Below are 25,917 nucleotides of genomic sequence, written 5' to 3' on the forward strand. Positions count from 1 at the left end.
GGGCAAAGGTAACGGCTGCTCCTGGTTATCTTGGCGCCGATTTGAATGGCAGCTTCCGTTTCAGCAGCAGCGAGTCCCTGAGCTTTTTCAGTACTGTCGAATCTTTTTGAATTTTAACGGAATCGGCCCTTCGTTTGATTGAATCCGCTTTCGCGAGCGCCTGTGCTTCTTTAGCGGTTTTAATAGAATCGGCTTTTCTTAGCAGTTCCTTTTCCCTGTTGCCCTGGTTGATCAGAGAATCGAAAATTGTTTTGGAAAGATCGGGCCTTCCTTTGTAGAAGGAGAAACTTTTTTCGAAAGTCTGTTTATCGGTCCCGTGCATGGCGAATACCTGCTGGTACATTTTTTCCGATTCTTTCTCCAGGACAAAAGTGGAATCCGCGGCACGCTTTTCCATCGCGAGTTCATCCACCCGAATCAAGTCCCAAAGCACTTCCTTCATTTTTTCAGGTGGTAATACACCAGATGGCAGGTCCCTGTTGCCGCAACTGAAAATAAACAATACCCCTATTGCGATAACCCAAACAGGTGTAAACTTCAGGCCATGCCTCGTGCTTCTTTCCTTGCTTTTTCTATGCTCCATACTATTTCAATTCCTGTTGGTAACGTGGTCCATTGGCTATGTCTATTTTCTGTAACAGATCCCTGGCCCGGTTCTTTTCGTCGGGCGGCGCTTTGCTGTACAACCGGATAAGTTCATCGCTTCTGCCCTGCATAAAGAACTGAAGTATCATGGAGTTGGGTTGCTCTGTATTTACCTGGTTTAATTTATTCAAAGCTTCCAGTACGCCTTTCCTGCCTTCGGGCGCCGCGGCATATAGTTTATCGAATCCGTTCCTGAAATAATCGTACATGGCATCGTGCACCAGCGTGTACCTGGCACTGAGTAAGTTTTCCGTGAGCCAGTACCGGTTGCGCATACCATCGAATGCTTTCCAGCCGGTGATGTCTCTGCTCTCCGGCGCGTTGTTCACTACGTTTTGCGCTTTCTGAAAATACACATCTCCCCCTTTCAGCGAGAAGGAATTGTAATCCATGCCCAATATGATGTATACATAATAAGCCAGTGTGGCCGTAAGGTTGGATGCGAGCGGATCGCTGCCCTGAATGCGGTTTTCGTTGAATTCAAGCGGGGTGAACTGCGCATAGCGGAAGGTGAGCGCATTGTCGAGGTAATTCACCAGCGGACTTAAATACGAAGAATTATACACCGGCCTTGCGGCTTGTACCGTTAACGATGCTTTGAATGCATTGTTTTCCAGTGCCTGGTCGATATTGATGAGAAAGTTGCACTCAATTCTTTCCTGGGATTGAAAGGCATCGTTGGTCCATTTCCTGTTGTTGAGGAAATTGTTGAGCGCGGTTTGAAGGGTCTGAAATATTTTTTTATCGGTCTGCGAACTTACACGGTTAGAGATCACCGTTACTTTCGCACGAAGTTCCTGCGCACGAACCGAAAGGCCGGTTGCCAACAGGAGACAGATGATAAATTTTAACTTACGCATTCAGGTGAGGCATTAACAGGTTCACAATATCCGTGGCTACATCTTTTTTTGATTTGAGCGGAAATGCTGTTTCCGTTCCATCTTTTCCAAAAACGGTAATTTTATTGGTATCGTGTCCAAAACCGGCACCGGCTTCGCGGAGCGAATTCATCACGATGAAATCCGCATTCTTGGCCGCCAGTTTTCCTTTCGCATATTCTTTTTCGTTGGTTGATTCCAGCGCGAAACCCACCAGTAACTGATCTGCGCTTTTTAATTCCCCAAGTTTTTTCAGGATATCCGGCGTTCGGGTAAGTTCAATTGAAAAAGCGGCTTCCTGCTTTTTAATTTTTTCAGCGCTCACCGTTACAGGCATGTAATCCGCCACCGCCGCGGCCATGATCGCCAGGTCGGTAAACGGGAAATAAGCAACCGCCGCATCATACATTTCCTGTGCTGAAACAACCGGAACCACTTCAATACGTGCATCGTTCAAGGACTGCTGCACCGGTCCTGAAACAAGCGTCACTTCCGCCCCCCGGTTTGCGAGTTCCAGCGCAAGCGCCTGCCCCATTTTCCCGGAAGAATGATTCCCTATAAAACGTACAGGATCGATCCGTTCGTGCGTAGGACCAGCCGTAATCAGTACTTTCTTTCCTTTCAGTTGTTGGGTATGGAAAAAGAAATGTTCCAGTTCTTTCAATATCTCTTCCGTTTCCGCCATTCTTCCATCTCCGGAAAGACCGCTCGCCAGCGGACCGTTGCCTACCTGTAAAATTCTCACCCCGAAGCTTTCCAATTTGGTAAGATTGTCTTTAGTGGTGGGATGGTGCCACATATCCTCATCCATCGCGGGCGCCACCATTACCGGACAGGTGGCCGAGAGCCAGGTGGCCAGCAAAAGGTTGTCGCATTGGCCCGTGGCCATTTTAGCGAGTGTATTACAGCTTAAAGGCGCTACGACCATGATGTCGGCCCACCGGCCCAGCATGACGTGGTTCGACCAGGACGCATTGTCCGATAGTTCCACCAAAACCGGGTTTCCGGCGAGCGTGGAAAGCGTTAGTGGTGAAACAAAATCCCTGGCAGCAGGCGTCATTACAATTTTTACCTCGGCACCTGACTTTGTAAGCAACCGGGTGAGGAGAATGATTTTGTAAGCGGCGATGGAGCCGGAGATTCCTAATAATATTTTTTTGCCTTGAAACATGTGGGTGAGGCTTAAAACAAAAAAGCGACCGGGAAGGCCGCTTGAAATTAGTTATTATATCGTAAATGAAATCAAAAAATCAGCTGAACAGGTCGTCGTTGTTCTTCCTGTGGTAGATTTTTTCGTCCATGAACTCCTGGGTAGCGAGCAACGCAGGGTTCGGCATTCTTTCGTAGGCGCGTGAAATTTCGATCTGCTCCTTATTCTCGTGAATTTCTTCCAGGCTATCGGTATGGCTTGCGAACTCTTCCAGTTTGTTGTGCAGTTCTTCTTTCAGCGCAATATTGATCTGGTTGGCTCTTTTAGCGATGATGGTGATAGACTCGTATAAGTTACCGGTTCTGTTCTTGATCTCGAGCAGACTTTTGGTTTCCACCACGTTGCTGGTATTAGCGCCCAGTTGTCTTCTTAACTTGCTCATTTGTAACTGCGTTTATATTATTTTGGGACAAAGTTAAATATCTTTTTGCTTCCGGCAATAACTTACTCTCCGGGAAGCGGTCTGAGAAGTCATTCACTTCTCCGATTACCTGTTCAAAACGTTCTCTTTTTTTCTCCGGAATACTCATTGAAGCGAACTGGTAGTAAGATTTGATGACCTGTATCTTGTATTCTTCGCTTTTATACGAATCGGGGAAATTGTTCATCAAAGCCGTGAAAGCGATACCTGCGGCCCTGTATTGCCCTACGTTATAATACAGTTCAGCATTCCTGTATTCCTTCAGTTCCAGTTTCGCACGGCACTCATCGATGATAGCCGTAGCTTCTTTTACTTTTTCAGAACCCGGGTGGGTATTGATAAAAGTCTGCATCATGTTCATGGCCTTATAAGTATTGGCCTGATCCAGTTCAACTTTGGGGGACTGTTTATAATAACTGAACGCCCGCATAAAATCCATTTCTTCGGCCCTCGGAGAAGTAGGGAATACTTCCAGGAATCCTTTAAAATAGTTTTCGGCGCTCAGGTAATCGCGCATATTGTAAAAGCTGTAGGCGAACTTATAGTAAAGATCTTCAAACTTTTCAGTGCCTTTGAAAACGGGGAACAGCTCCTCGTACAGTTGCTGCGCGTAGTAATACTTTTTCTTTTCGAAATAAGTATCGGCCATTTTGAGTTTGTACTCATAGTCGGTACTTTTCTGCACCTTGCTGAATTTGGAGCAGGAGCTGAACAGGAGAACGGCCGCAAGAAGACTGAAGAATGATCTCATAAAGTCGGCAAAGTTAAAATATTTCTTCAAATATGTAGGAAATTCCGTGGCGAACAGGTAGGCTTGCCGTTAATTAAATGATAAAAAGCCCTCCTTTAAAAGGAGGGCTTTTTCTATGAGAGGCAAAAAGTCTGCTTATTTTCTTCTCAGATTAGGGTGTGGAGCAGGCACGTTGTTCGGGCCTTCTTCGTTGGAACCATCACGCAGGTCAACAGTGTTCGGGTCACCACCGGCTTCACCATATTTGAATACGAAGCGGTCGTTGCTGATACCTTCTTTCTCAACGAGGTAGTTGATAACAGCGTTTACGCGATCCCAGCTCAGCTGTTGAGCGGATTTGTTGGCATCACCGTAACCTACCACGGCAACTTTACAGTTGGGGTTGTTGCGGATTTTAGCGGCAACACCGGCGAGAACAGCTTGTGCGTCCTGGCTCAGTTTAACGTTTCTGCCAGTGAAGGATACGCTGGGCAGGTCACCGATACCGCAACCACCGAAGTTACCTTTAGCGATCAGGTCTCTCAGTTCAGCGCAGCAGGCTGGCTCTGGGCATTTACCTACACCGTCAGCGTCAACAGGCTGGCATTGTGTTGGAGTAACCAGTTCCTTGTCTTTGTAGTCAGGTACACCGTCACCATCAGTATCGCGGCTAACACCGTGAGAATCAACGGGAGCACCGGCAGGAGTGTTAGGCTCCTGGTCGAATTGGTCGGTAACACCGTCGCCGTCAGCATCGTCCAATACTGGCTTGGGCAGCTTCATGTGGCGGGGAGCGTTGATTTCGTTGTAAGCGTAATCCAGCGGGTTCAGCCACCACAAAGGAGCTACACGTTTAGTGGCGCTTCCAATGTTGAAGTTCAGACCTACGCTGAAGAAGTTCATGAAGTCCTTGTCAGGAGTAAGGATGTTGTTGGCAACACCTACGTTCTGGTAGCGCTGACCATCCAACAGGTCATCACCAGTGAAAGTGAGGCGATCTTCAAATGCCAGGCTTACGCGCTTACCGAGACGGAAAGCCATACCCAGACCAACTGTAGCGGAAGGGTTGAATCTTTCTTTGAAGAGTTCACCCTGACCGTCATCTTCTCCTTTGGTATCGTAGTCTCCATCGAGAAGATCTTTCAGGGCATCTTTTGTATCTTTTCTATTGTCAAAATCGTTCCCGTTGATCCCGGCATAGTTATACAGTGTAGTTCCATTGTAGAGATCGTGGTAAGTCTTGGAAATAGTTCCACCGATACCACCGAATATGTAACCAATAAAATTAGATTGCTTCTTGTGGAAACGGATATTATTGAAAGTCACAACACCCTGGATACCAAGATCCTGAACGCGGGTTCTGTAGTTGTCGAATGCGGTAGCATTGGCTGGCTGACCATATCCTGCTGTACGTTGCGCAGTGGAGAAACCAGCGGTTCTTTCTTTCCAATTCAATCCTTTACCCATACCCCACATGTATTCCATACGGAGGGCGAATACATAACCGAGGTCTTTTTTAACGTGAACACCGAAGCCTGGAGTTGGCATTACGGAAGGAACATCACCAATGATGTTGAACAAACCACCTTTTACACCAAATTCCCACTGGCTCCTCGGCTTGGCGGGGAAGCTGTAAGAATTGTTCATGAATTCGTTGTGCTGTGGAAGTCTTTTCGCAGGAATAACAGAGGAGTCCATTACATCGTATCCAGTGCCGGATTTCTCCTGGGCAAAGGAGCCAGATGTAACGAGGCACAAAAGCCCGAATAAAAATTTGTACTTTTTGCTTACCATAACTTATTATTGTTAAGTGTTTAAAAATGGGCCATTTAGTTCGGCAAAAATATATATAGTACCTTAATTACCAAATTTTTTGTTGACTAACAAGGCTCTACGCAATTTTTATACCCGCTTTCAGCAACTTTACCACTAACTTGCAGCACGGTCATCCCTAACAGGCACAAATACATGAAACTGGCAAAATCGGTCATACAGGAAGAACTGAAAGTGTTCGAAAAGGAGTTTGAGCTCGCGGTTAAAAGCAGGATCGCGCTGTTAGACAGGATCATGCAGTATATCGTAAAACGGAAAGGTAAGCAACTCCGGCCAATGTTTGTACTATTATCTGCCAAACTCTGTGGAGAAGTTACCCCAGCCGGTTACCGCGCCGCTTCCCTGGTGGAACTCCTCCATACCGCAACCCTGGTACACGATGATGTGGTAGACGATTCCATGGAAAGAAGGGGCTTTTTCTCTATTAACGCATTGTGGAAGAACAAGATAGCTGTGCTGGTAGGAGATTATTTGTTATCGAAAGGGTTACTGCTTTCCCTGGATAACCACGATTTCCGGGTGCTGCAAATCCTCTCCGAAGCCGTCCGGAAAATGAGTGAGGGAGAACTTCTTCAAATGGAAAAAGCCAGGAACCTCAACCTCCGGGAAGACATTTATTTCGAAATTATCACCAATAAAACCGCTTCCCTCCTTGCCTCCTCCTGCGCCGCAGGCGCCTACTCTTCTTCTGGTGGAGACGAAGCCCTTACCGATAGGATGCGGGCCTTCGGGGAAAAAGTTGGCATCGCCTTCCAGATCAAAGACGACCTTTTCGATTACGGAAAAGAAGATGTGGGCAAACCTACCGGGAACGACATCAAGGAAAAAAAACTCACTTTACCCCTTATTTATACGCTAAATACCGTTGCGCCTGCCCTTCGGAAAGAACTGATTTACCTGATCAAGAACCATAATACCGACCGGGAAAAAGTGGATTATATCATGAAAGTGGTGCAGGAATCAGGAGGAATAGCGTACGCCGCAAAAAAAATGCAACAATACCGGGACGAGGCACTCGCATTGTTGCATTTATTCCCCAAATCGGATGTACGGGATGCACTGGAAGAATTGGTCAGGTATACAACTGATCGTTCCTATTGATTAAATTTTTATCCTTCCGGTAGCTGTAAATAATAACAGCGACCATTAAAAATGGCCGCTGCGCTATTAGTTATACCAATTTATTTATTGTTTCCCCATTAACTCCACACTCCTGTTGATGAATGCGGTCAGGTCGTTGCCTTTCAGCAATCCCTGCGACAGCAGGGCCAGATCAGCCAGGTTACGCACTTGCTTTTCTTTTACCGGAACCTGCTCCTCGGCAAGTATCTGCTGGTAAATCGGGTGGTTCCCGTTCACCGTGAGGGTTACTTCATCTGGCATGGCAGCGTAGAATCCACCCATTTGTCCGTTAATGGCGGCCATATCTTTCATACGACGCATAAACTCGGGACGGGTGGCAACAACGGGCGCTGATTCTGGAGAAAGTCCTTTTACTTCAACGGAAACATGGAGCTGGTCCAGTTTCAGGTCGAAAAGGGATTTCAGTTGGGCAGATTGCTCTTCGGTCAAAACTGAAGCATTCCCTTCAGACTTGTCAACCAGGTTATCGGCGATATCCGAATCCACCCGGGTGAACGTGACATCGTTCCATTTCATCTCCATATTGTTGATGAAAGCGGCATCCACAATGGTCTCCATTTTCACCACGATATAGCCTTTGGCTTTGGCGGCCTGGATATAACTGTCTTGCTGAACCGGGCTGGTGGTATAAAGGATCACGGTTTTACCTTCTTTGTTTTTCTGAAGGGTTTCCGCAGCCATTTTATATTCTTCCAGCGTGTAAAATTTCTCGTTGTCCACATCCTGTAACACATGGAACTTCGCGGCTTTGTCGAGGAACTTATCGTCGGTCATCATGCCGTACTTCACGAATAGTCCGATGTGTCCCCATTTCTCTTCAAATTCCTTACGGTCTTTGTTGAACATTTCCTCTAGCTTATCGGCCACTTTCTTCGTGATGTGGTTGTTGATCTTCCGTACATTGGGATCGCCCTGGAGGTAACTGCGGCTCACGTTCAATGGGATGTCCGGGGAGTCGATCACCCCATGCAGCAGCATCAGGAATTCCGGTACGATGTCCTTCACCTCATCGGTCACGAAAACCTGGTTGGAATAAAGTTGGATCTTATCTTTCTGAATTTCGTAGCTCTGCTTGATTTTGGGGAAATAAAGAATACCAGTTAAGTTAAACGGATAATCCACATTGAGGTGGATCCAGAACAACGGCGGTTCTCCGAAGGGATAAAGTTCCCTGTAAAAATTCTGGTAATCTTCTGTGGTAAGGTCTGAAGGTTTGCGTGTCCAAGCCGGTTGAATATTGTTGATTTGCTTTTCTTCAAAGAAGATCGGCACCGGCAGGAACTTACAGAACTTTTCGAGGATGCTGCGGATGCGCCCTGCTTCCAGGAACTCTTCGCTTTCTTCGTTGATGTGCATCACGATGTCGGTTCCGCGGAATTCTCTTTGTGTAGGCTCCAATGTATATTCGGGGCTTCCGTCACAACTCCATTTCACCGCTTCCGCTCCTTCCCTGAAACTCTGGGTAATCACATCCACGTGCTTACTCACCATGAAGGAGGAGTAGAAACCAAGTCCGAAATGGCCGATGATATTGGCTTCGTTCTGCCCTTTGTATTTGTTGAGGAATTCTTCAGCGCCGCTGAAAGCCACCTGGTTAATGTACCTGTCCACCTCTTCGGCGGTCATGCCCACACCCCGGTCGGAGATCGTGAGTGTTTTGGCTTCGGTATCAATTTTAACGTCGATGCGCAATTCACCCAGTTCACCTTTCGCCTCGCCAATGGAGGAAAGGGTTTTGAGTTTCTGGGTAGCGTCTACCGCGTTACTAACGAGTTCCCGCACGAAAATTTCGTGGTCGCTGTACAGGAACTTTTTAATGATAGGAAAAATGTTCTCGGTTTGAACCCGGATCGCACCTTTTTGCATAGCAACGATATTTTTTTGACCCTTCGGGGTTCAAAGAAAGTGCCAGCAGGGGCGAAACTGCCAAATTTGCGGAACTACAGTTAAATAAGGTCTTTCAGACGGTCAACAACCTGGTCGATCTCTTCCTTCGTGTTATTTTTACTGAAAGAGAAGCGCACGGTAACCTGGTTGGGGTTGTTGTTGATGGCCCTGATAACGTGAGATCCCTGCTCCGCGCCGGAAGTACAGGCACTGCCGCCGGAAGCGCAGATGTTGTTGATATCAAGGTTGAAAAGCAGTAATTCTGACTTCTCTGTTTTAGGAAAGCTCACGCTCAGCACGGTGTACAGACTTCTACCCACCGGATCGCCGTTAAAGCCCACGCCTTTCACGTGTTTCTTCAATTGCTCCATCATGTAGAACTTCAGTTCCTGAATGTAGGCGCTTTCCTGTTCAAAATTATCCATCGCCATTTCCAGCGCACGTGCGAACCCCACGATACCGTAAAGGTTTTCGGTACCCGCGCGCATATTTCTTTCCTGGGAACCGCCGTGGATGAACGGCTTGATTTTCACATTCTCGTTCACATAAAGCAGTCCCACACCTTTGGGACCATGGAACTTATGTCCGGCGCCGGTGATGAAATGCACGGGTGTATTCCTGAGATCGAAGGGATAGTGCCCTACCGTTTGAACGGTATCGCTGTGGAATATGGCGCTGTACATTTTACAGAGATTACCCACCGCATGAAGGTCAAGTATATTACCAATCTCGTTGTTGGCGTGCATCAGCGTAACCAGGCATTTTTCTTCGCTGGAAGCGAGTATCCTTTCGAGGTCCTCCAGGTCCACATGACCATTAGGAAGCAACTTTACATAAGAAAGTGCCGCCTCACCTGCATGGTAGAGGTGTTCAACGGTATGCAGAGTGGCATGGTGTTCAATGGGAGAAGTAATGATATGCCTGCAATTCAGGTCACGAACGGCGGAACCTATCGCGGTATTGGAACTCTCGGTGCCACCGCTGGTAAAGAAAATTTCCGCCGGGTGAGCATGCAACAGTTTTGCTACGGATTTACGGGCGTTTTCCACGGCCAGACGGCTTTCCCTTCCATAAGAATAAATAGAAGAAGGATTACCGAATTTCTCTGTGAGATACGGCATCATGGCGTCCAGTACGTTCGGGTCCAATGAAGTGGTGGCGGCGTTGTCTAAGTAAATCCTTTGCACTGTTGTTTGATTTTAATGCACTTGCGTATCTGTAAAATTGCGGAAAATATGTGGAATAACAGGTTTGCCGACTGTTTCAATCGACAAACCTGTGTATTTTTTACATAAACTCCTTGATATCCTGCATTAACCGGAGGGCAATATTATTGGCCGTTGTTTCAAAATTACTTTCCGCGTAAATACGGATGATGGGCTCCGTATTGGAAGTGCGGAGGTGCACCCAATCGTTGTCGAATTCAATCTTCAGCCCATCCTCCTGGTTGATGGGCTGGTTCTTGTATTTAGCACTGATCTTTCCGAAAATGGAAGCCACGTTAAAGCCTTGTTCCAGTTCGATCTTGTTCTTGGAAATAAAGTAATCGGGGTATTTCCCACGGAAAGATTTTGTGCCGTTGGGATGTTCAGCCAATGCGCTGAGGAAGAGCCCAATCCCGATCAGGGCATCCCTGCCGTAATGGAAATCGGGCACAATAATACCGCCGTTCCCTTCCCCGCCTATTACGGCATTCACTTCTTTCATTTTCTTCACCACATTCACTTCTCCCACCGCAGAAGGATAGTATTTACCACCGTGCGACAGGGTTACTTCCTTGAGTGCCTTTGTAGACGACATATTGGAGACCGTATTTCCTTTCCTGTGTTTCAATATATAATCGGCCACGGCCACCAGTGTGTATTCTTCTCCGAACATGGTGCCGTCTTCACAAACAAAGCAAAGGCGGTCTACATCGGGGTCCACGGCAATACCCAGGTCGTATCCTCCTTTTTTCACTTCATTGCTCAGCGCCACCAGGTTCTCCGGTAAAGGTTCTGGATTGTGGGCGAATTTCCCATTCACTTCTTCGTGCAATACTTTTACATCCGTAACGCCCAGTGCTTTCAGCAGCGGCGGCACAAAAAGCGCTCCGGTGGAATTGATCGCGTCCACCACCACACGGAACTTACGTTTGCCTATGGCTTCCGCGTTCACCAGCGGGTAATTCAGGATGGCATCAATATGGAACTGCATGTATTTATCGGTGGTTTCCAACCGGCCGAGTTTGTCTACCTGTGCAAAAACATAATCATCATTCGCGGCTTTTTCCAATACCATCGCCCCTTCTTCCGCACTGATGAATTCGCCCACTTCATTCAGCAATTTCAGCGCGTTCCATTCTTTGGGATTATGGCTGGCGGTAAGAATAATACCTCCCGCGGCTTTTTCAGCAGGAACGGCCATTTCTACTGTTGGCGTGGTGGAAAGTCCGAGGTCAACCACATCCAGTCCCAGCGCATTTAATGTACTCACCACCAGGTTGCGTACGAGTTCGCCGCTGATGCGTCCGTCGCGGCCGATCACGACTTTACGTGATCCGCCTTTTGCTGCCAGCATAGTGCCGTAAGCCGCTGTAAATTTAACTACATCGATGGGAGAAAGGGTATCGCCGGGTCTTCCGCCGATCGTTCCCCTGATCCCTGAAATACTTTTGATTAGTGCCACGTTGTATCCGGTTTTGTGCAACAAAAATAAGGGAAAGGGAAGTAGGAAGAACAGCCCCGAAGCACACAACCGATTGCCGAAGATTTTGACGAATGTTGAATTTTAGATTTTGGATTTTGGATTAACGGGGTCAATTTTGACGGAATGGATGGCGGGAAAAGGCAAGCAATACGCAAGCTGATAAATAAGCAAGTCATTCAGCATTCAAAATTCAAAATTCAAAATTTCAAATGGCTGAATGGTTTGAAGCGTGGTTCAATACCCCCTACTATCATAAATTGTATGTGGAAAGAGATGAGCAGGAAGCTGCCGCTTTTATCACCAAGCTCATCGATTACCTGAAGCCTGAACCGGGTGCCAGGATGCTGGACATTGCCTGTGGAAAGGGGCGTCACGCCAAACAACTCGCGGATGCGGGCTACGACGTAACAGGCATCGATATTTCACCTGACAGCATTACGGAGGCGCAACTCCTCGAACACGACCAGTTGCGGTTTTATGTACATGATATGCGCCTGCCCTTTCTCATCAACTACTTTCAGTTCGCCTTCAACTTCTTCACCAGTTTCGGCTATTTCCGGACCCGCAGGGAACATTCTAACGCGATCCGGACTATTGCGCAGTCCTTGCAGCCGGGAGGGAAATTCCTGATCGATTACCTGAATACACCTTATGTGGCTGAAAGACTGGTTCCCGCTGAAACCAAAACCATCGGCACCACGGTTTACGGCATCAAAAGATGGCTGGCGGATGCCCATTTTTATAAAGAAATCACGGTAACCGACCCGGCGCTTCCCACCCCCATGACCTTCACGGAAAGAGTGGCCGCTTTCTCGAAAGAGGACCTCACCGGCATGTTGAACAAACACGGACTTGTGGTAACCGATGTTTTCGGCGATTACCTGTTTAACGACTGGAACGAGCCACATTCCCCCAGGCTCATCTTGATCGCCGAAAAACAATAAACTGCCTCCATGAAGTACGCGCTCGCCTCCCTTATTTTCTTCCTGATATCCTGTGGGGAAGAAGCCACAAAGCCCGTTGTGATTACAGCACAAGACTCCTCCCCCATACATCTGCGCATAAGCGGTGCCGTTTCCTGTACGGTTGGAATGAATAGTAGCGACAGCGCTATTTTCATGAATGGCGGCGGTGCTGCATTCGAAGAAACCGAGGAAGACAGTTTGCGTCCTTCAGCAAAAGAAAAAGGTATGGTATGGATACCGGGCGGTATATTCAGTATGGGTTCTGTTAACCCATCCGGCATGCAGCAAGGCGGCGGCGAACCCATGCACGACGCGCGACCGGTGCACCGCGTGCAACTTCATGGCTTCTGGATGGATGCCAACGAAGTAACCAACGCACAATTCGCGGCCTTCGTAAAAGCGACAGGCTATGTTACCGTGGCGGAACAAAAGCCCGATCCTGCTGAATTCCCAGGTGTTTCGGCCGATAAACTGGTCGCGGGCTCCGTGGTATTCAGGCCCACAACACAGAAAGTTTCGTTACAGGACCATCTGCAATGGTGGCAGTATGTTCCCGGAGCAAACTGGCAACATCCTTCCGGATCAGGTTCTTCCATCAAAGGGAAGGACAACCTGCCCGTGGTGCATATCGCCTGGGAAGATGCCGCCGCTTACGCGAAGTGGGCCGGTAAAAGATTGCCAACCGAAGCGGAGTGGGAATTCGCGGCGCGCGGCGGTAAAACCGGCAACCTCTACGCCTGGGGCAATAATTTTACGTTGAACGGGAAACACATGGCCAATACTTTCCAGGGTTCTTTCCCCAACCGGGATGAAGGGAAAGACGGTTTTACAGGTATCGCTCCTGTGGGACAATATCCGCCAAACCCTTACGGGCTTTACGATATGGCCGGAAATGTATGGGAATGGTGCGCAGACTGGTACCGGAACGATTACTATGGCTCGCTAACGGAAGCTGTTAACCTAAATCCGTTGGGACCGGAAGAAGCCTTCGATCCGGCTGAACCCGGGATGAAAAAGAAAGTTCAACGCGGCGGCTCCTTTCTTTGTACCGATGAATACTGTACCCGTTATATGGTGGGCACACGGGGAAAAGGAGAATACCGCTCCCCCACCAACCATGTGGGATTCCGTTGTGTGAAAGACCATTGACGCGCTGTAAACAGGATAGTTTGGTGATTAATTTCGTGGTTCCAACCGTATACAGGTTCGAACGGAACACATTGATAATAAAAAGATAACCAAGGAGTTTTCCACAAAATTCCTCCCTCAGGTTAGCGGCAACTCCGTATTTTTACAGTTATGACACTTATGGATGCATCCGCACCAGGAGCCTTTTGGAACGGCCCGCTGGCCCGGCTCGACCAGGAATTATTTCATCTGCTGAACGGGAAATGGCACAATAGTTTCCTCGATTCGTTTCTCCCGTATATGAGGGAATCCATTATCTGGATCCCGCTTTACCTTTTCCTGTTCGTGCTGGCCTGGAGCAATTTCGGGAAAAAAGGACTGGGCTGGATCGTATTCGCCATTCTCACCGCGGCACTCACGGATATTGTATCCAGCGGCATCATCAAGGAACTTATCCCCCGCTTCCGACCATGTAACGACCCGCAACTGGCGCACAGCGTACGTTTCCTGGTACTGAACTGTCCAAAAAATTCCAGTTTCACATCCTCCCACGCCGCCAGCCATTTCGGTGCGGCCATGTTCATTTTCCAGACTTACCGGTACATCTGGAACAAAGCCTGGATCGCATTCCTGTGGGCCGGTATGATCGCTTACGCGCAGGTTTATGTGGGCGTGCATTTCCCGCTCGACATCCTTTGCGGCGCACTTGTTGGTTGCGGGATCGGATGGGGCACCTCGTTGATTTTTAACAGACAGATAGGATTGCGTACCTTCGACAAACTTTCAACCCAATCATGATCGAAATATTTATACTGATCGGCCTCGTAATTGTGAACGGTTTGTTCTCGATGGCCGAGATAGCCCTTGTTTCCGCACGAAAAGCCCGCCTTGAAGCCCAGGCCAATAAAGGCGATAAGCAGGCCCGTGAGGCCCTGAACCTGGCCAACCATCCCGATACGTTCCTGTCTACCGTGCAGATCGGGATCACCCTGATCGGTATTTTAACAGGTATCTTCTCGGGCGAAAACATCAAAGACGATGTACTGTCGTTCCTGGGCAGGTTCCCCGCGCTGGCGCCTTACGCCAATGCAATCGCAACCACGATCATCGTAATTTTTGTTACCTATCTCTCCCTCGTGCTGGGAGAACTGGTACCAAAAAGAATCGGCCTTTCCAACCCGGAACGCATCGCCAAAAGCGTGGCCGGTCCCATGAAAGTAATCAGCATCATCACACACCCCTTCATTGTATTGCTCACCAAATCAACCGGTCTCATTACCTCCCTGCTGCGCATCAAAACCAACGAGAGTCAGGTGACGGAAGAAGAGATCAAAGCTATGATCAATGAGGGAACTGAACACGGCGCCATTGAAGAAGCCGAGCAGGAAATCATTGAAAGAGTGTTCCACCTGGGCGACAGGAACATCACGTCACTGATGACGCACCGCAGTGATATCGTATGGTTCGACATCAGCGATACCGAGGCCTCCATCCGCGAAAAAATCATGGAAGACCCGCACTCCATTTACCCTGTATGCGAAGGGCAGATTGATGAAATCAAAGGTTTCGTATCCTTGAAAGACATGTATGTTTCCAACGACCTTACCCAGTTCAAACACCTGATGCGCCCCGCACTTTTTGTACCCGAAAACAATACGGCCTATCAGGTACTCGAAAAATTCAAACAGGCCAAAGCGCATTCCTGCTTCGTGGTGGATGAATACGGCACCTTACTCGGCATGATCACGCTGAACGATATTCTCGAAGCCATTGTGGGCGATATCAATGAACCCGATTATGAAGATTATGAAATCGTGGAAAGAGAAGACGGCACCTTCCTCGTTGATGCCCAACTTCCGTTTTACGACTTTTTAAGGCGTTTCGAAAAAACGGAATGGATGAACGAAGGAGAACACGAATTCGATACACTCGCCGGGTTCCTGCTCCACGAACTGGAACATATTCCCGTTACCGGTGAAACCATGGAGTGGAAAGGGTTTCGCTTTGAGGTAATTGATATGGACGGGCATAGAATTGATAAGATACTGGTGAGTATTTCGGAGGAATTGCGGAGTGAGATGGAATAGGAAGTTTCAATTCCACGCAAAGACGCGAGGGAGCAAGGACGCAAGGCGTTAGTTGGTTTTGGGTAGGTTTTCTTGCGTGTTTTTTTTCGCACGCAACGGCGCAACGACGCAACGGGATTTAGAAAACGGCGCTCCATACGGCGTCGGGGAAACCCAGTTTGCCACTTTTACGTTTGCCGTTCACCGTTATGTGCATCATGTTGATTTGCTTATCGATATAATCGTAGAGCAGTTTATTGGAGATATCGATTCTTTTGGGTGGCGTGGGAATACCGGTCACTTCAAGGTAACTCCATACCGCTTCGGATTCTCTTTCAAAGCCCAGGTATTTCATGGAAACGGTTTTGCCATCGGCTTTCACCAGCAGGTGTTTCCGGATATAATCGCTTACCAGCGAATCCATCGCTTCGTGGTTGGCGGCGTTCACCAGGTCGGCTGGGCGGTTGTAGACTTTCTTCAGGGCGTTTTCAAAGTCGTCCGTAAAAATTTTCACGGCAACTTCCAGGCTTTTTTCCGAAGCATTGTGGTTGATTTCGGTCACACTCACATAGAATGGATGGGCGGAACTGGTCGTTAACTGAAAAAAAAGCCACCATTTACATAATAATAGTACCATTTGTTGCCTTGAATTTTTCTGGTACAAACTTCTGATTTATTTTGTAACCAGTTTCAACTGATCTGTTAAAAACACCCCCATGCAGGACTTCTGGCTCTATTTCGGTCTGGGTAAGGACCATATCGCCGACCTTCAGGGTTACGATCATATCCTGTTCGTGGCCGCCCTTTGCTTACGTTACCTCTTCCGTGACTGGAAAAAAGTGCTGATCCTGATCACCGCATTCACCATAGGACATTCCATTACGCTGGCACTGAGTGTATTAAATGTGGTGAACATTTCTACGGCCTGGATCGAGTTCCTCATACCGGTGACCATTGTATTTACGGCATTGAGCAATGTATGGGAGAAGAAATTCGAATTCAAAACAAAGTTTCCGCTCATCTATTTTCTTGCCCTGTTCTTCGGACTGATCCACGGACTGGGCTTTTCGAATTACCTGAAGAGCCTGCTGGGCAAGAGTTCCAGCATAGCAGGTGAGCTATTGGCTTTCAACCTGGGATTGGAAGCGGGCCAGTTGCTGATCGTGGCAGCGATCATGCTGATTTCCTGGATCGTGGTGCAGGCCATGCGGATGCAACGGCGGGAATGGCTGCTCTTCGCTTCCGGTGGTATTTTCTGCCTATCTTTACTCATGGCAATAGAACGATTTCCGATATAAATTCAACCAAACACACGTGAAACTCCAATGAAAAAACTTCTTTTCGCAGCATTGGCAGTGGGTGTAACGCCGGTATTGGCGCAAAACATCCAGAACAACCCCGGCTCCAACCACGGCAACAAGTTCGAGCAACTGGGCACCATCCTTCCTACTCCCAACGAGTACCGCACCGCAAGCGGAGCCCCCGGCCCCAAATACTGGCAGCAACGCGCGGACTACGACATCAAGTGCGAACTCGATGAAGTGAACCTGAAACTCAAAGGAAGCGAGACCATCACTTATTTCAACAATTCTCCCGATGAATTGCGCTACCTCTGGCTGCAACTCGATGAGAACGAACACAGCAGCAGCAAGAACGCCAATTACCAGGATGGTTCCAGCCTCGGAAGAGCCACCACCGACAGGCAACTGGAAAACATGCAGCCCAAGCCGAATGACTTCGGGGTAAACATCGAAAAACTGACGGACGCAACAGGTAAGGCAATCCCCTACACCGTAAACAAAACGATGATGCGGGTGGACCTTCCAGTAGCACTGAAGCCCGGAGAGAAATACGTGCTGAAGATCGACTGGAACTATAAGATATCCGACCGCATGGCAGAAGGTGGTCGCGGCGGTTATGAATTCTTTAAAGAAGACGGCAACTACCTGTTCACCATCACCCAGTGGTTCCCCCGTATGTGTGTGTACAGTGACTTTCAAGGCTGGCAGAACCACCAGTTCACCGGCCGGGGAGAATTTGCCCTCACCTTCGGGAACTATAAAGTACAAATGACCGTTCCTGCCGATCATATCGTTGGGTCAACCGGCGAGTGCCTCAATTACCCGCAGGTGCTTTCCCCTACCCAACTGGCACGCTGGCAGAAAGCGCAGACCTCCAAAGAACCGGTAGAGATCGTTACCCTCAGCGACGCTAAAATCGCGGAAGGGAAAAAAGCCGCCGGTAAAAAAACATGGATATTCAAAGCCGATAACGTTCGTGACTTCGCCTGGACCTCTTCCCGCAAATTCATCTGGGACGCCATGCCCGCTTACGTGGAAGGTAAAAAAACCATGTGCATGAGCTTCTACGGAAAAGAAGCCTATGGTCTGTACCGCCCCTACTCCACCAAAGCCGTGGCGCACACCATTAAAACATATTCCAAGTTCTCTATTCCTTACCCCTACCCGGTTGCACAAAGCGTGGAAGCCGCTAACGGAATGGAATACCCGATGATCTGCTTTAACTACGGCAGAACGGAGAAAGACGGCACTTACAGCGAAGCCACCAAATACGGTATGCTCGGGGTAATCATCCACGAAGTAGGCCACAACTTCTTCCCCATGATCGTAAACAGCGATGAACGCCAATGGACCTGGATGGACGAAGGGCTGAACACGTTTGTGGAATACCTGACGGAAGAACTCTGGGACAATAAATTCCCTTCCCGCCGTGGCCCCGCCTTCATGATCACCGATTATATGAAGATGCCCAAAGAAACACTGGAGCCCATTATGACCAATTCCGAGAATATAGCGCAGTTCGGCCCGAATGCTTATTCCAAACCCGCGACAGGCCTGAACATTCTCCGTGAAACCATCATGGGACGCGAACTTTTCGATTTCGCATTCCGGGAATATGCACGTCGCTGGGCCTTCAAGCATCCCACACCGGCCGACCTGTTCCGTACCATGGAAGACGCCAGCGGTGAAGACCTCGACTGGTTCTGGAGAGGCTGGTTTTATAGCATCGAAGCTTGTGATATCGCTATCGATACCGTAAAATATGCGCGTCCTGATTTCAATGCCGCAATTCCAGGCGGTGGCGGCACACAAAAAGTGACTCAGAAGATCGCTCCACCTATGGGATCGAATTTTGAAGACATTTCCAAGATCAGGAACAGAGAAGATAAATCCATCGTTTTTGAAACCGATGTTGACACCTCTCTCCGCGATTTCTACTGGAGATACGCGCGCGGTCTTGAGAAAATCGATACCAGTTCCGTTACGCTTGAAGTGCCTTCCAACGTAGAAGCCGTGGATGCGGAAACCCGCGCCAAACTGGCCAACAAACACCTGTATGAAATCAGCTTCGTGAACAAAGGCGGACTGGTAATGCCACTGATCGTTGAGTTCACCTTTACCGACGGCACCAAAGAAGTGAGCAGGATTCCCGCCCAGATCTGGCGCAAAAACGAGAACAAAGTGACCAAAGTTTTTGTAACCGATAAAGAAGTGGCTTCCATTAAACTGGATCCCATGCGCGAAACCGCCGATATTGACGAGAGCAACAACACATGGCCCAAAGTTTCGGCGCCATCAAAGTTCGCCACCTTCAAAATGAAGCAGGGCGCGGTAAGGGGCCAATCAACCGGACCGAATCCCATGCAACGTTCTAAAGAAAAGAAAGGATTCTAATTAACGCGGATCAATAAAAAAGGAGGCTTTTCAGCCTCCTTTTTTATTGATCCGAAGTTTTCTTATCAACGCTTTCCTTCTTTTTGGGCATGCGTCCTTCTTTCTTCAATTGCTGGTGTATCAGCCATTCCAGTTGTCCGTTCACACTCCGGAACTCATCGGCGGCCCATTTCTCCAGTGCATTGTACACCTCGGCATCCAGTCGTAAAACAAAGTTCTTTTTTGCACTCAAAACACATCATTTTCGTTGATACACTTAATTGTGCAGCGTTCCTGCATTCAATACCGGCGTAGCCGCTTTTTCGCCGCACAACACCACCATCAGGTTGCTCACCATAGCGGCTTTCTTTTCCTCATCCAATGTTACGATCTGTTTTTTATTCAGCATCTCCAAAGCCATTTCCACCATACCCACAGCGCCTTCCACTATTTTGGCCCTTGCAGCCACAATAGCGGTGGCCTGTTGCCTTTGTAACATAGCCCCGGCGATCTCAGGCGCATAGGCCAGGTGACTGATGCGCGCTTCAATCACGGAGATGCCCGCAGGTGCCAGGCGCTCATTCAGTTCCCGTTCCAGCATCTCATTCACTTTCTCGCCGCCATCCCGCAGGGTGATGCCCGAGGCATTTTCTTCTTCCAGGCTATCGTACGCGTAACTTACCGCCAGGTGACGCACGGCGGCCTCACTTTGAATTTCCACATACTGATCGTAGTTGGCCACATCAAAAGCGGCCTTGTAGGTATCTTTTACCTGCCATACACAAACAGCGGCGATCTCAATGGGGTTACCCATTTTGTCGTTTACCTTCAGTTTTTGTCCGTTCAGGTTCTGTGCCCGGAGCGAAATATTAAAGGTTTTGAAAAGCGGGTTCACCCATAACAGTCCATTCTCCTTTACCGTACCCACATACTTGCCGAAGAACACCATTACGCGGGAATGGTTAGGGTTCACCACCATAATGCCTTTAGCGAGGAAACCGAACAGGATGAATAAAAATACGCCCAGCCAAACGTATGTGACGCCACTTCTAAACAACGTCATCATGTAGATGCCCGCGCCAAGCGCAAGCAGACTAAGCAACAAGGCCAGGTAGCCGGAAACGGGTTTAACGAGCTTTTCCATAAATTTTAATTTGATATCATAATGATATCAAATGTAGGATAAAAAATAATTTCAGTGGAATAAGCATGAAAATATTTTTTATCCAAAGCACGCCCCTATCGGCAGCGCAAGGTTTTTAACGGAACAGGATTGGCTAAAACACTGAGGAACGGGGAAGAAAATGACAGCGGAGCCATCCGATTTGGATGTGAATAGCTTTAAAATGAGAAAAGCACCGGCTTTTTAACCGGTGCTTTCAGCAGAAAAACATTTAAAAACTTTAAATACCCTATCCTCCAGTGCGTCCATCACGGGTAAGTACCTTTTTCTTCCCCTCATTCTTTTTCTCAAATTCAAGTACCTCCTTCGGCTTGGCCACTTCTTTTTTCTCCTCGTTGCCTGAAAGGGCGTTGTTCGTTTGTTCTTCCAGCTCTCCCAGATTGTATATCATTTTTTTTACGAGTAACCCGCTTCCTGGTTCATAAGTACGCCATTCGCCATGCTTTACGGCAGCGCCTTCGTGTTTAATCACCTTCTGAACGTAGGTTCCGGGTTTCTCTACATTCTCCACCACCACGGTGTCCATTTTTTTAGCCGGGTTAAAAGAGAGCCAGCTTTCCTCCCGGATCAGTTCGCCCTGGTTGTTGTAATAGAGACAAATACTGTCTTTATTCCCCCACTTGTATTGTTCCATGCCAATAGGGTCGCCCATCAGGCTATAGATGCGCCATGGACCTTCTTTTTTGCCATCCTTAAAAACACCTTCTTCTTCAAAGCCAGGTTCACCGCGCAAAGTCTCGTAACGGATTACCCAGCGCCCTTGTTTCAGGCCGTTAAAATCTTTGCAATTCAGGGTATCGCCCTTCACTCCGATGATAAACTCCTTGCACTGCGCCATCACATCAGAAGAAATGAACAACAGGATCAATAAAATAAAACGCATTTCAGTAAGTTTGAATGATCATAAAACGTGAAAACACCGTGTTTATGATGGATTACTTAAACCAACACCATGCAACACACGAGAAAACTAGCCGCATTGCTGCTAACCGCCTCCCTTTCCACCACCTTTCCATCCGCCGCACAAATCAAGCCAACAAAGGCAGACGAAAGGATAAAGGGCATTTCACTTCGTAAAGAACTGGAAACCAACGAAAAATTACAAAAATTAATCTTCAGGAATGTGGGTCCTGCCATCATGAGCGGTCGTGTGAGCGATCTTGAAGTGAACCCTGCCGATCCAACAGAATTTTATGTGGCGTACGCCACCGGTGGATTATGGCATACCACCAACAACGGGCAATCGTTCGAACCGATCTTCGATAACGCGGATAACCTGTTCATGGGCGATATTGCCGTGAACTGGAAAACCCGCGCGATATGGGTGGGAACCGGCGAGGTGAATGCGAGCCGCTCTTCCTATGCCGGTACAGGCGTGTACAAGACCGTAAACAACGGGCAAACCTGGGAATGGCTCGGCCTGCCGGAATCGCACCATATCGGGAAAGTGCAGCTTCATCCCACCAACCCGGATATCGCCTGGGTAGCGGCATTGGGACACCTCTATTCTCCCAACAAAGAACGTGGTGTTTTTAAAACAACCGACGGGGGAAAAACATGGAAAAACACCCTTTCCATAGACGAAAATACCGGGGCCGTTGAAATGGAAATTGACCCTAAAAATCCGGATGTTTTATACGCCGCGATGTGGTATAAAACACGGACCGCCTGGAACTTTGAAGAATCCGGCAAAACATCGGGCATCTATAAAAGTACCGATGGCGGCAACTCCTGGAAGCTGATCTCCACCAAAGAGAGCGGGTTTCCTTCAGGAGATGGCGTGGGAAGAATAGGGCTGGCCGTTTACCCGCAAAATCCATCCATTGTTTACGCGGTGGTAGATAACCAGTTTAAAAAGGAAGAACGCAGTGCATCTACCACCAACGAATACACGCTCCGCGACCTGAAAGGACTCAGCAAGGAACAATTCGCGGCACTGGACGCGGAAAAACTGAATAGCTTTTTAAAGAAGAACCGGTTCCCTTCGGAATATACCGCCGCTTCGCTGAAAGAAAAAGTTGCTTCAGGCACCTTTAAACCTTCCGTGGTATACGATTACCTTAAAGGCCCCAACGATGACCTGCTGGACAACTCCGCCATCTACGGTTGCCAGGTGTACAGGAGTGATGATGCCGGCCTCAACTGGAAACGGGTGGATACCTCAAAACTGGACAACATGTACAGCACGTACGGCTACTATTTCGGTAAAATATTTGTATCCCCCTCCAACGCAGATAAAGTTTTCATCACCGGTGTTCCCCTGATGATGAGTACCGACGGCGGAAAAACTTTCAAATCAATCGATGGGCCCAATGTACATTCCGACCACCACGCACTTTGGGTGAACCCCAACCGCGATTCCCACCTGATCAACGGGAACGACGGGGGCATCAACATTACCTACGACAACGGAAAGAACTGGTTCAAAGCCAACAGCATCCCGCTCGGACAATTCTACTCCGTGACCACCGATAACGCAAAACCCTATAATATTTACGGTGGCCTTCAGGACAACGGGGTATGGTACGGTCCCTCCACCCACAAAGAAAGTTACGGCTGGACCGACGACGGCGTTTACGCCTGGAAACGTCTTGGCGGTGGTGATGGCATGATGGTACAGGTGGATCCCCGTGACAACAGTACTTTCTACTTCGGCTCTCAGTTCGGTTCGTACATGCGTACCAATAAAGAAAGATCAAACTTCAGAAGGATCCGGCCCAGACATTTTGTGGGAGAAACACCCCTTCGCTTCAACTGGGAAACGCCTATCCTCCTCTCCGCTCACCATCCCGATGTATTTTACATGGGCTCCAACCGGTTCCATCGTTCTCTCAATCAGGCCGACACCCTGATCAACCTTTCCGGCGATCTCACCAAAGGCGGAAAACCCGGCGATGTTCCTTATGGCACGCTCACCTGGATCGCGGAATCTCCGCTCCAGTTCGGCCTGCTCTATACCGGCAGCGATGATGGCCTGATACACATCTCCCGCAACGGCGGTTACTCCTGGACGCGCATCGCGCAAAAACTTCCGCAGGACCTCTGGGTAAGTTGTGTAACACCTTCACGCTATGATACCGGTCGTGTTTATGTTTCCCTCAATGGGTACAGAAATGATCATTTCGCGCCGTTGCTGTATGTTAGCGACGATTACGGTGGAACCTTCCGCTCTATCTCCAATGGCTTACCCCCTGAACCCATCAATACGGTGAAAGAAGATCCCAAAAACGCCAATATCATTTATGTTGGAACCGATGGTGGGCTGTATGTTTCTGTGGATAAAGGGAAAAGCTATATGGCTTTCGGGAACTCATTGCCTAAAGTGCCTGTTCATGATATTGCGATCCAGGAAAGAGAGAATGAAATTGTAGTGGCTACGCATGGGAGAAGTATATATGTTGCGAAGTTGGATGAGGTGCAGAAGTTGTGATTTTTTTTCACGCAATGGCGCAATGTTTCGTTCCTTGCAGGAACAAGGGATGCAAGGCTCTGATTTCGTTCGGACGATTATTATGGAGGAGCGTATTTTATTTCTCGCAACGACGCAAAGGCGCAACGTTAGAGCCCGATTCGCTATTCTTGTTATAACTATATAAGGGGTGCTCTGTAAGAGACATCCACTTATATTCATGCATCTTTTTCTGGAGTAAGCCTGGCAATCGAAGATATTACCAAAACGTGTTTGCAAGCTAACAAGGCCTTTGCGTCGTTGCGCCGTTGCGAGAAAAATATATTAAGATACCATAACCTCCCCCCCAATCAACGGCACCTTACGTCTGCAAGATTGCGCACTGCGAAGCAGTTGCGTGAACCCCTACAGGAAAGCCTGTACCGCCAACGCATACCCCTTCATCCCTAACCCGCAGATCGTTCCCTTCGCCTTCGCCGATACGTGTGAAATCTTCCGGAAATCTTCCCGCGCATGAACATTACTGATATGCACTTCAATTACCGGTGTGCGTATGCCGGCAATACAATCCCCGATGGCCACGGATGTATGCGTGTAACCGCCAGGATTCATGATGATGCCATCGTAGTCAAAACCAAATTCCTGCAAAGCGTTGATGAGTTCTCCTTCCACGTTACTCTGGAAATAAGTGAAAGTGATGTCCGGAAAAACTGCTTTCAGCGTTGCGAAATAATCTTCAAAAGTTTGCGCCCCGTAGATATCGGGCTCACGTTTTCCAAGCAGGTTCAGGTTAGGACCGTTGATGATGGCGATGCGCATACGACGAGTTTACTGTAAGATAAAAGTTCCGGGTGGTATGCCCGGAACTCCTGATGAACTATTTTTTACTATCCCTGATGAGTTGAATAAAATCATCGAAAAGGTAGCGGCTGTCGTGCGGGCCCGGTGTGGCTTCCGGGTGGTATTGTACCGAGAAGGCAGGTTTTCCTTTCACGCGGATCCCTTCAATGGAGTGATCGTTCAGGTTGAGGTGTGTGATCTCGATATGGTCCGCTTTTTTCACCGCTTCCGGGTCAACTCCGAAACCGTGGTTCTGCGTACTGATCTCACACCGGCCGGTAACCAGGTTTTTCACCGGGTGGTTAAGACCGCGGTGTCCGTGGTGCATTTTGAATGTGGGGATACCATTGGCCAGGGCCAGCAACTGGTGACCAAGACAGATACCGAACATGGGCTTGTTTTCTTCCATCAATGTTTTTACCGCGGTGATGGCGTAATCCATCGGTGCCGGATCACCGGGACCATTGGAGATAAAGTAACCATCCGGTTTGAAGTTATTTACTTCTTCCAATGGTGTTTTCGCCGGGAACACTTTCACGAAAGCGCCGCGATCGGTCATGCAGCGGAGGATATTTCTTTTCACCCCGTAGTCCATTACGGCGATGCGTATTTCAGCATTAGGATCACCCAGTTCATACGCTTCGGTGGTACTTACCTGTGAAGCCAGTTCCAGCCCATCCATGGAGGGCACTTTAGCCAGTTCGGCCTTCAGTTGCTCCAGGTCGAGGATTTCCGAGGAGATGATGCAGTTCATGGCCCCTTTGGTGCGTACGTGCGCCACGAGCGAGCGGGTATCCACGTCCTCGATGGCCACGATGTTGTTCTCCACCAGGTAGTCCTGGAGGGAACCGTTGGCCTGAAGGCGGGAATACTGTTCTTCGAGGTTGCGTCCGATCAGTCCGCGGATTTTCACGTTGCCTGATTCGACATCTTCTTCCTTCACACCGTAGTTGCCCACATGCACCGAGTTCATGATAAGAATCTGCCCGTAATAACTAGGGTCGGTAAACACTTCCTGGTAACCGGTCATGCCGGTATTGAAGCATATTTCACCAGCGGTGGTGCCGATCTTACCAAAAGCTTTTCCGTAGTGTACGGTGCCATCTTCCAGAAGAAGGATGGCCTGAGAAGAAGAGGTATTCGCCATTTGTAAAGAAAAATTTTGCAAAAGTAAAAAATAAAGGCCGAAAAAAAGGCAAGACCTTTAAAAGTCTTGC

Annotated in this window: 23 protein-coding genes; 8 read left to right on the forward strand and 15 right to left on the reverse strand. The window is 48.5% G+C overall.

From position 1 onward, the window contains the following. Positions 1-25 precede the first annotated feature (25 nt). The 6 genes from M4J38_RS01915 to M4J38_RS01940 form a co-directional block, all read right to left on the reverse strand. Positions 26-583, reverse strand: coding sequence for a DUF4296 domain-containing protein (locus M4J38_RS01915; RefSeq protein WP_251757833.1), 558 nt, complete (start codon positions 581-583; stop codon positions 26-28). A 1-nt stretch (position 584) separates the two neighbouring features. Next, the gene (locus tag M4J38_RS01920) at positions 585-1,505 is read right to left on the reverse strand and encodes a DUF4835 family protein (RefSeq protein ID WP_251757834.1); all 921 of its coding nucleotides are present in this window, start codon (positions 1,503-1,505) and stop codon (positions 585-587) included. Next, entirely contained in the window at positions 1,498-2,694 is a 1,197-nt protein-coding gene (coaBC, locus tag M4J38_RS01925) for a bifunctional phosphopantothenoylcysteine decarboxylase/phosphopantothenate--cysteine ligase CoaBC (protein WP_251757835.1), read from the reverse strand. Before coaBC ends, M4J38_RS01920 begins: the two co-directional genes overlap by 8 nt. Before the next feature lie 79 nt (positions 2,695-2,773). Further along, positions 2,774-3,115 carry a DNA-directed RNA polymerase subunit omega gene (locus M4J38_RS01930; protein WP_251757836.1) on the reverse strand — a complete coding sequence of 114 codons (342 nt, stop codon included), beginning with the start codon at positions 3,113-3,115 and terminating at the stop codon, positions 2,774-2,776. Next, positions 3,084-3,905, reverse strand: a complete 822-nt coding sequence (locus tag M4J38_RS01935; protein ID WP_251757837.1) for an outer membrane protein assembly factor BamD — start codon at positions 3,903-3,905, stop codon at positions 3,084-3,086. The genes M4J38_RS01930 and M4J38_RS01935 overlap by 32 nt, the downstream gene beginning before the upstream one ends. 135 nt (positions 3,906-4,040) lie before the next feature. Continuing rightward, positions 4,041-5,678, reverse strand: coding sequence for an OmpA family protein (locus tag M4J38_RS01940; RefSeq protein WP_251757838.1), 1,638 nt, complete (start codon positions 5,676-5,678; stop codon positions 4,041-4,043). 174 nt (positions 5,679-5,852) lie between these two features. Here M4J38_RS01940 and M4J38_RS01945 point away from each other — a divergent pair, with 174 nt between their 5' ends. Then, positions 5,853-6,818 carry a polyprenyl synthetase family protein gene (locus M4J38_RS01945; protein WP_251757839.1) on the forward strand — a complete coding sequence of 322 codons (966 nt, stop codon included), beginning with the start codon at positions 5,853-5,855 and terminating at the stop codon, positions 6,816-6,818. A gap of 84 nt (positions 6,819-6,902) precedes the next feature. Here the strand turns inward: M4J38_RS01945 and htpG are convergent, their stop codons facing one another. From htpG to glmM, 3 genes are all read right to left on the reverse strand, one after another. Further along, positions 6,903-8,726, reverse strand: a complete 1,824-nt coding sequence (gene htpG, locus M4J38_RS01950) for a molecular chaperone HtpG (protein ID WP_251757840.1) — start codon at positions 8,724-8,726, stop codon at positions 6,903-6,905. 80 nt (positions 8,727-8,806) lie between these two features. Continuing rightward, on the reverse strand, positions 8,807-9,934 hold the full coding sequence (locus M4J38_RS01955; protein ID WP_251757841.1) for an aminotransferase class V-fold PLP-dependent enzyme: 1,128 nt from the start codon (positions 9,932-9,934) through the stop codon (positions 8,807-8,809). Positions 9,935-10,034: 100 nt separating this feature from the next. Beyond that, complete coding sequence (gene glmM, locus M4J38_RS01960; RefSeq protein ID WP_251757842.1) at positions 10,035-11,414, reverse strand: phosphoglucosamine mutase; 1,380 nt, start codon at positions 11,412-11,414, stop codon at positions 10,035-10,037. A 230-nt stretch (positions 11,415-11,644) separates the two neighbouring features. Here glmM and M4J38_RS01965 point away from each other — a divergent pair, with 230 nt between their 5' ends. From M4J38_RS01965 to M4J38_RS01980, 4 genes are all read left to right on the forward strand, one after another. Then, positions 11,645-12,379 carry a bifunctional 2-polyprenyl-6-hydroxyphenol methylase/3-demethylubiquinol 3-O-methyltransferase UbiG gene (locus tag M4J38_RS01965; RefSeq protein ID WP_251757843.1) on the forward strand — a complete coding sequence of 245 codons (735 nt, stop codon included), beginning with the start codon at positions 11,645-11,647 and terminating at the stop codon, positions 12,377-12,379. A 9-nt stretch (positions 12,380-12,388) separates the two neighbouring features. Next, complete coding sequence (locus M4J38_RS01970; protein WP_251757844.1) at positions 12,389-13,549, forward strand: formylglycine-generating enzyme family protein; 1,161 nt, start codon at positions 12,389-12,391, stop codon at positions 13,547-13,549. Between the two features lie 150 nt (positions 13,550-13,699). Further along, positions 13,700-14,326, forward strand: coding sequence for a phosphatase PAP2 family protein (locus tag M4J38_RS01975; protein ID WP_308217806.1), 627 nt, complete (start codon positions 13,700-13,702; stop codon positions 14,324-14,326). Further along, positions 14,323-15,615 carry a hemolysin family protein gene (locus tag M4J38_RS01980; protein WP_251757845.1) on the forward strand — a complete coding sequence of 431 codons (1,293 nt, stop codon included), beginning with the start codon at positions 14,323-14,325 and terminating at the stop codon, positions 15,613-15,615. The genes M4J38_RS01975 and M4J38_RS01980 overlap by 4 nt, the downstream gene beginning before the upstream one ends. Positions 15,616-15,733: 118 nt before the next feature. Here M4J38_RS01980 and M4J38_RS01985 read toward each other — a convergent pair whose 3' ends face one another. Then, positions 15,734-16,231 carry a DUF6702 family protein gene (locus tag M4J38_RS01985; RefSeq protein ID WP_251757846.1) on the reverse strand — a complete coding sequence of 166 codons (498 nt, stop codon included), beginning with the start codon at positions 16,229-16,231 and terminating at the stop codon, positions 15,734-15,736. Positions 16,232-16,310: 79 nt separating this feature from the next. Between M4J38_RS01985 and M4J38_RS01990 the strand changes: the two genes are divergently transcribed. Next, complete coding sequence (locus M4J38_RS01990; RefSeq protein ID WP_251757847.1) at positions 16,311-16,892, forward strand: HupE/UreJ family protein; 582 nt, start codon at positions 16,311-16,313, stop codon at positions 16,890-16,892. A gap of 27 nt (positions 16,893-16,919) precedes the next feature. Continuing rightward, a complete protein-coding gene (locus tag M4J38_RS01995) occupies positions 16,920-19,289 on the forward strand; it encodes a M1 family metallopeptidase (RefSeq protein WP_251757848.1) in 2,370 nt (789 codons plus the stop codon). Positions 19,290-19,332: 43 nt separating this feature from the next. Here M4J38_RS01995 and M4J38_RS02000 read toward each other — a convergent pair whose 3' ends face one another. From M4J38_RS02000 to M4J38_RS02010, 3 genes are all read right to left on the reverse strand, one after another. Further along, positions 19,333-19,521 (reverse strand): Arc family DNA-binding protein, encoded by a 189-nt coding sequence (locus M4J38_RS02000; RefSeq protein ID WP_251757849.1) that lies wholly within the window; start codon positions 19,519-19,521, stop codon positions 19,333-19,335. Between the two features lie 24 nt (positions 19,522-19,545). Continuing rightward, entirely contained in the window at positions 19,546-20,412 is an 867-nt protein-coding gene (locus M4J38_RS02005) for an SPFH domain-containing protein (protein WP_251757850.1), read from the reverse strand. 268 nt (positions 20,413-20,680) lie between these two features. Then, on the reverse strand, positions 20,681-21,334 hold the full coding sequence (locus M4J38_RS02010) for a toxin-antitoxin system YwqK family antitoxin (protein ID WP_251757851.1): 654 nt from the start codon (positions 21,332-21,334) through the stop codon (positions 20,681-20,683). A gap of 69 nt (positions 21,335-21,403) precedes the next feature. Here M4J38_RS02010 and M4J38_RS02015 point away from each other — a divergent pair, with 69 nt between their 5' ends. Further along, positions 21,404-23,881, forward strand: coding sequence for a hypothetical protein (locus M4J38_RS02015; protein ID WP_251757852.1), 2,478 nt, complete (start codon positions 21,404-21,406; stop codon positions 23,879-23,881). A gap of 384 nt (positions 23,882-24,265) precedes the next feature. Here the strand turns inward: M4J38_RS02015 and aroQ are convergent, their stop codons facing one another. Together aroQ and carA are read right to left on the reverse strand one after the other, a co-directional pair. Next, a complete protein-coding gene (gene aroQ, locus M4J38_RS02020; protein ID WP_251757853.1) occupies positions 24,266-24,679 on the reverse strand; it encodes a type II 3-dehydroquinate dehydratase in 414 nt (137 codons plus the stop codon). Between the two features lie 58 nt (positions 24,680-24,737). Further along, positions 24,738-25,847, reverse strand: a complete 1,110-nt coding sequence (gene carA / locus M4J38_RS02025; RefSeq protein ID WP_251757854.1) for a glutamine-hydrolyzing carbamoyl-phosphate synthase small subunit — start codon at positions 25,845-25,847, stop codon at positions 24,738-24,740. Positions 25,848-25,917 lie beyond the last annotated feature (70 nt).

Source organism: Parasegetibacter sp. NRK P23, from assembly GCF_023721715.1.
Taxonomy (GTDB): Bacteria; Bacteroidota; Bacteroidia; order Chitinophagales; family Chitinophagaceae; genus Parasegetibacter.

What these genes read in the sequence shown, in the direction of transcription:
- M4J38_RS02010 (WP_251757851.1), bottom strand. Translation starts at nt 21,334, where the DNA reads ATGCGTTTTATTTTATTGATCCTGTTGTTCATTTCTTCTGATGTGATG.
- M4J38_RS01940 (WP_251757838.1), bottom strand. Translation starts at nt 5,678, where the DNA reads ATGGTAAGCAAAAAGTACAAATTTTTATTCGGGCTTTTGTGCCTCGTT.
- M4J38_RS01915 (WP_251757833.1), bottom strand. Translation starts at nt 583, where the DNA reads ATGGAGCATAGAAAAAGCAAGGAAAGAAGCACGAGGCATGGCCTGAAG.
- carA (WP_251757854.1), bottom strand. Translation starts at nt 25,847, where the DNA reads ATGGCGAATACCTCTTCTTCTCAGGCCATCCTTCTTCTGGAAGATGGC.
- M4J38_RS01965 (WP_251757843.1), top strand. Translation starts at nt 11,645, where the DNA reads ATGGCTGAATGGTTTGAAGCGTGGTTCAATACCCCCTACTATCATAAA.
- M4J38_RS01920 (WP_251757834.1), bottom strand. Translation starts at nt 1,505, where the DNA reads ATGCGTAAGTTAAAATTTATCATCTGTCTCCTGTTGGCAACCGGCCTT.
- M4J38_RS01930 (WP_251757836.1), bottom strand. Translation starts at nt 3,115, where the DNA reads ATGAGCAAGTTAAGAAGACAACTGGGCGCTAATACCAGCAACGTGGTG.
- coaBC (WP_251757835.1), bottom strand. Translation starts at nt 2,694, where the DNA reads ATGTTTCAAGGCAAAAAAATATTATTAGGAATCTCCGGCTCCATCGCC.
- M4J38_RS01945 (WP_251757839.1), top strand. Translation starts at nt 5,853, where the DNA reads ATGAAACTGGCAAAATCGGTCATACAGGAAGAACTGAAAGTGTTCGAA.
- M4J38_RS01970 (WP_251757844.1), top strand. Translation starts at nt 12,389, where the DNA reads ATGAAGTACGCGCTCGCCTCCCTTATTTTCTTCCTGATATCCTGTGGG.
- M4J38_RS01975 (WP_308217806.1), top strand. Translation starts at nt 13,700, where the DNA reads ATGACACTTATGGATGCATCCGCACCAGGAGCCTTTTGGAACGGCCCG.
- aroQ (WP_251757853.1), bottom strand. Translation starts at nt 24,679, where the DNA reads ATGCGCATCGCCATCATCAACGGTCCTAACCTGAACCTGCTTGGAAAA.
- M4J38_RS01990 (WP_251757847.1), top strand. Translation starts at nt 16,311, where the DNA reads ATGCAGGACTTCTGGCTCTATTTCGGTCTGGGTAAGGACCATATCGCC.
- M4J38_RS01995 (WP_251757848.1), top strand. Translation starts at nt 16,920, where the DNA reads ATGAAAAAACTTCTTTTCGCAGCATTGGCAGTGGGTGTAACGCCGGTA.
- M4J38_RS02005 (WP_251757850.1), bottom strand. Translation starts at nt 20,412, where the DNA reads ATGGAAAAGCTCGTTAAACCCGTTTCCGGCTACCTGGCCTTGTTGCTT.
- M4J38_RS01985 (WP_251757846.1), bottom strand. Translation starts at nt 16,231, where the DNA reads ATGGTACTATTATTATGTAAATGGTGGCTTTTTTTTCAGTTAACGACC.
- M4J38_RS01980 (WP_251757845.1), top strand. Translation starts at nt 14,323, where the DNA reads ATGATCGAAATATTTATACTGATCGGCCTCGTAATTGTGAACGGTTTG.
- M4J38_RS01935 (WP_251757837.1), bottom strand. Translation starts at nt 3,905, where the DNA reads ATGAGATCATTCTTCAGTCTTCTTGCGGCCGTTCTCCTGTTCAGCTCC.
- htpG (WP_251757840.1), bottom strand. Translation starts at nt 8,726, where the DNA reads ATGCAAAAAGGTGCGATCCGGGTTCAAACCGAGAACATTTTTCCTATC.
- M4J38_RS02015 (WP_251757852.1), top strand. Translation starts at nt 21,404, where the DNA reads ATGCAACACACGAGAAAACTAGCCGCATTGCTGCTAACCGCCTCCCTT.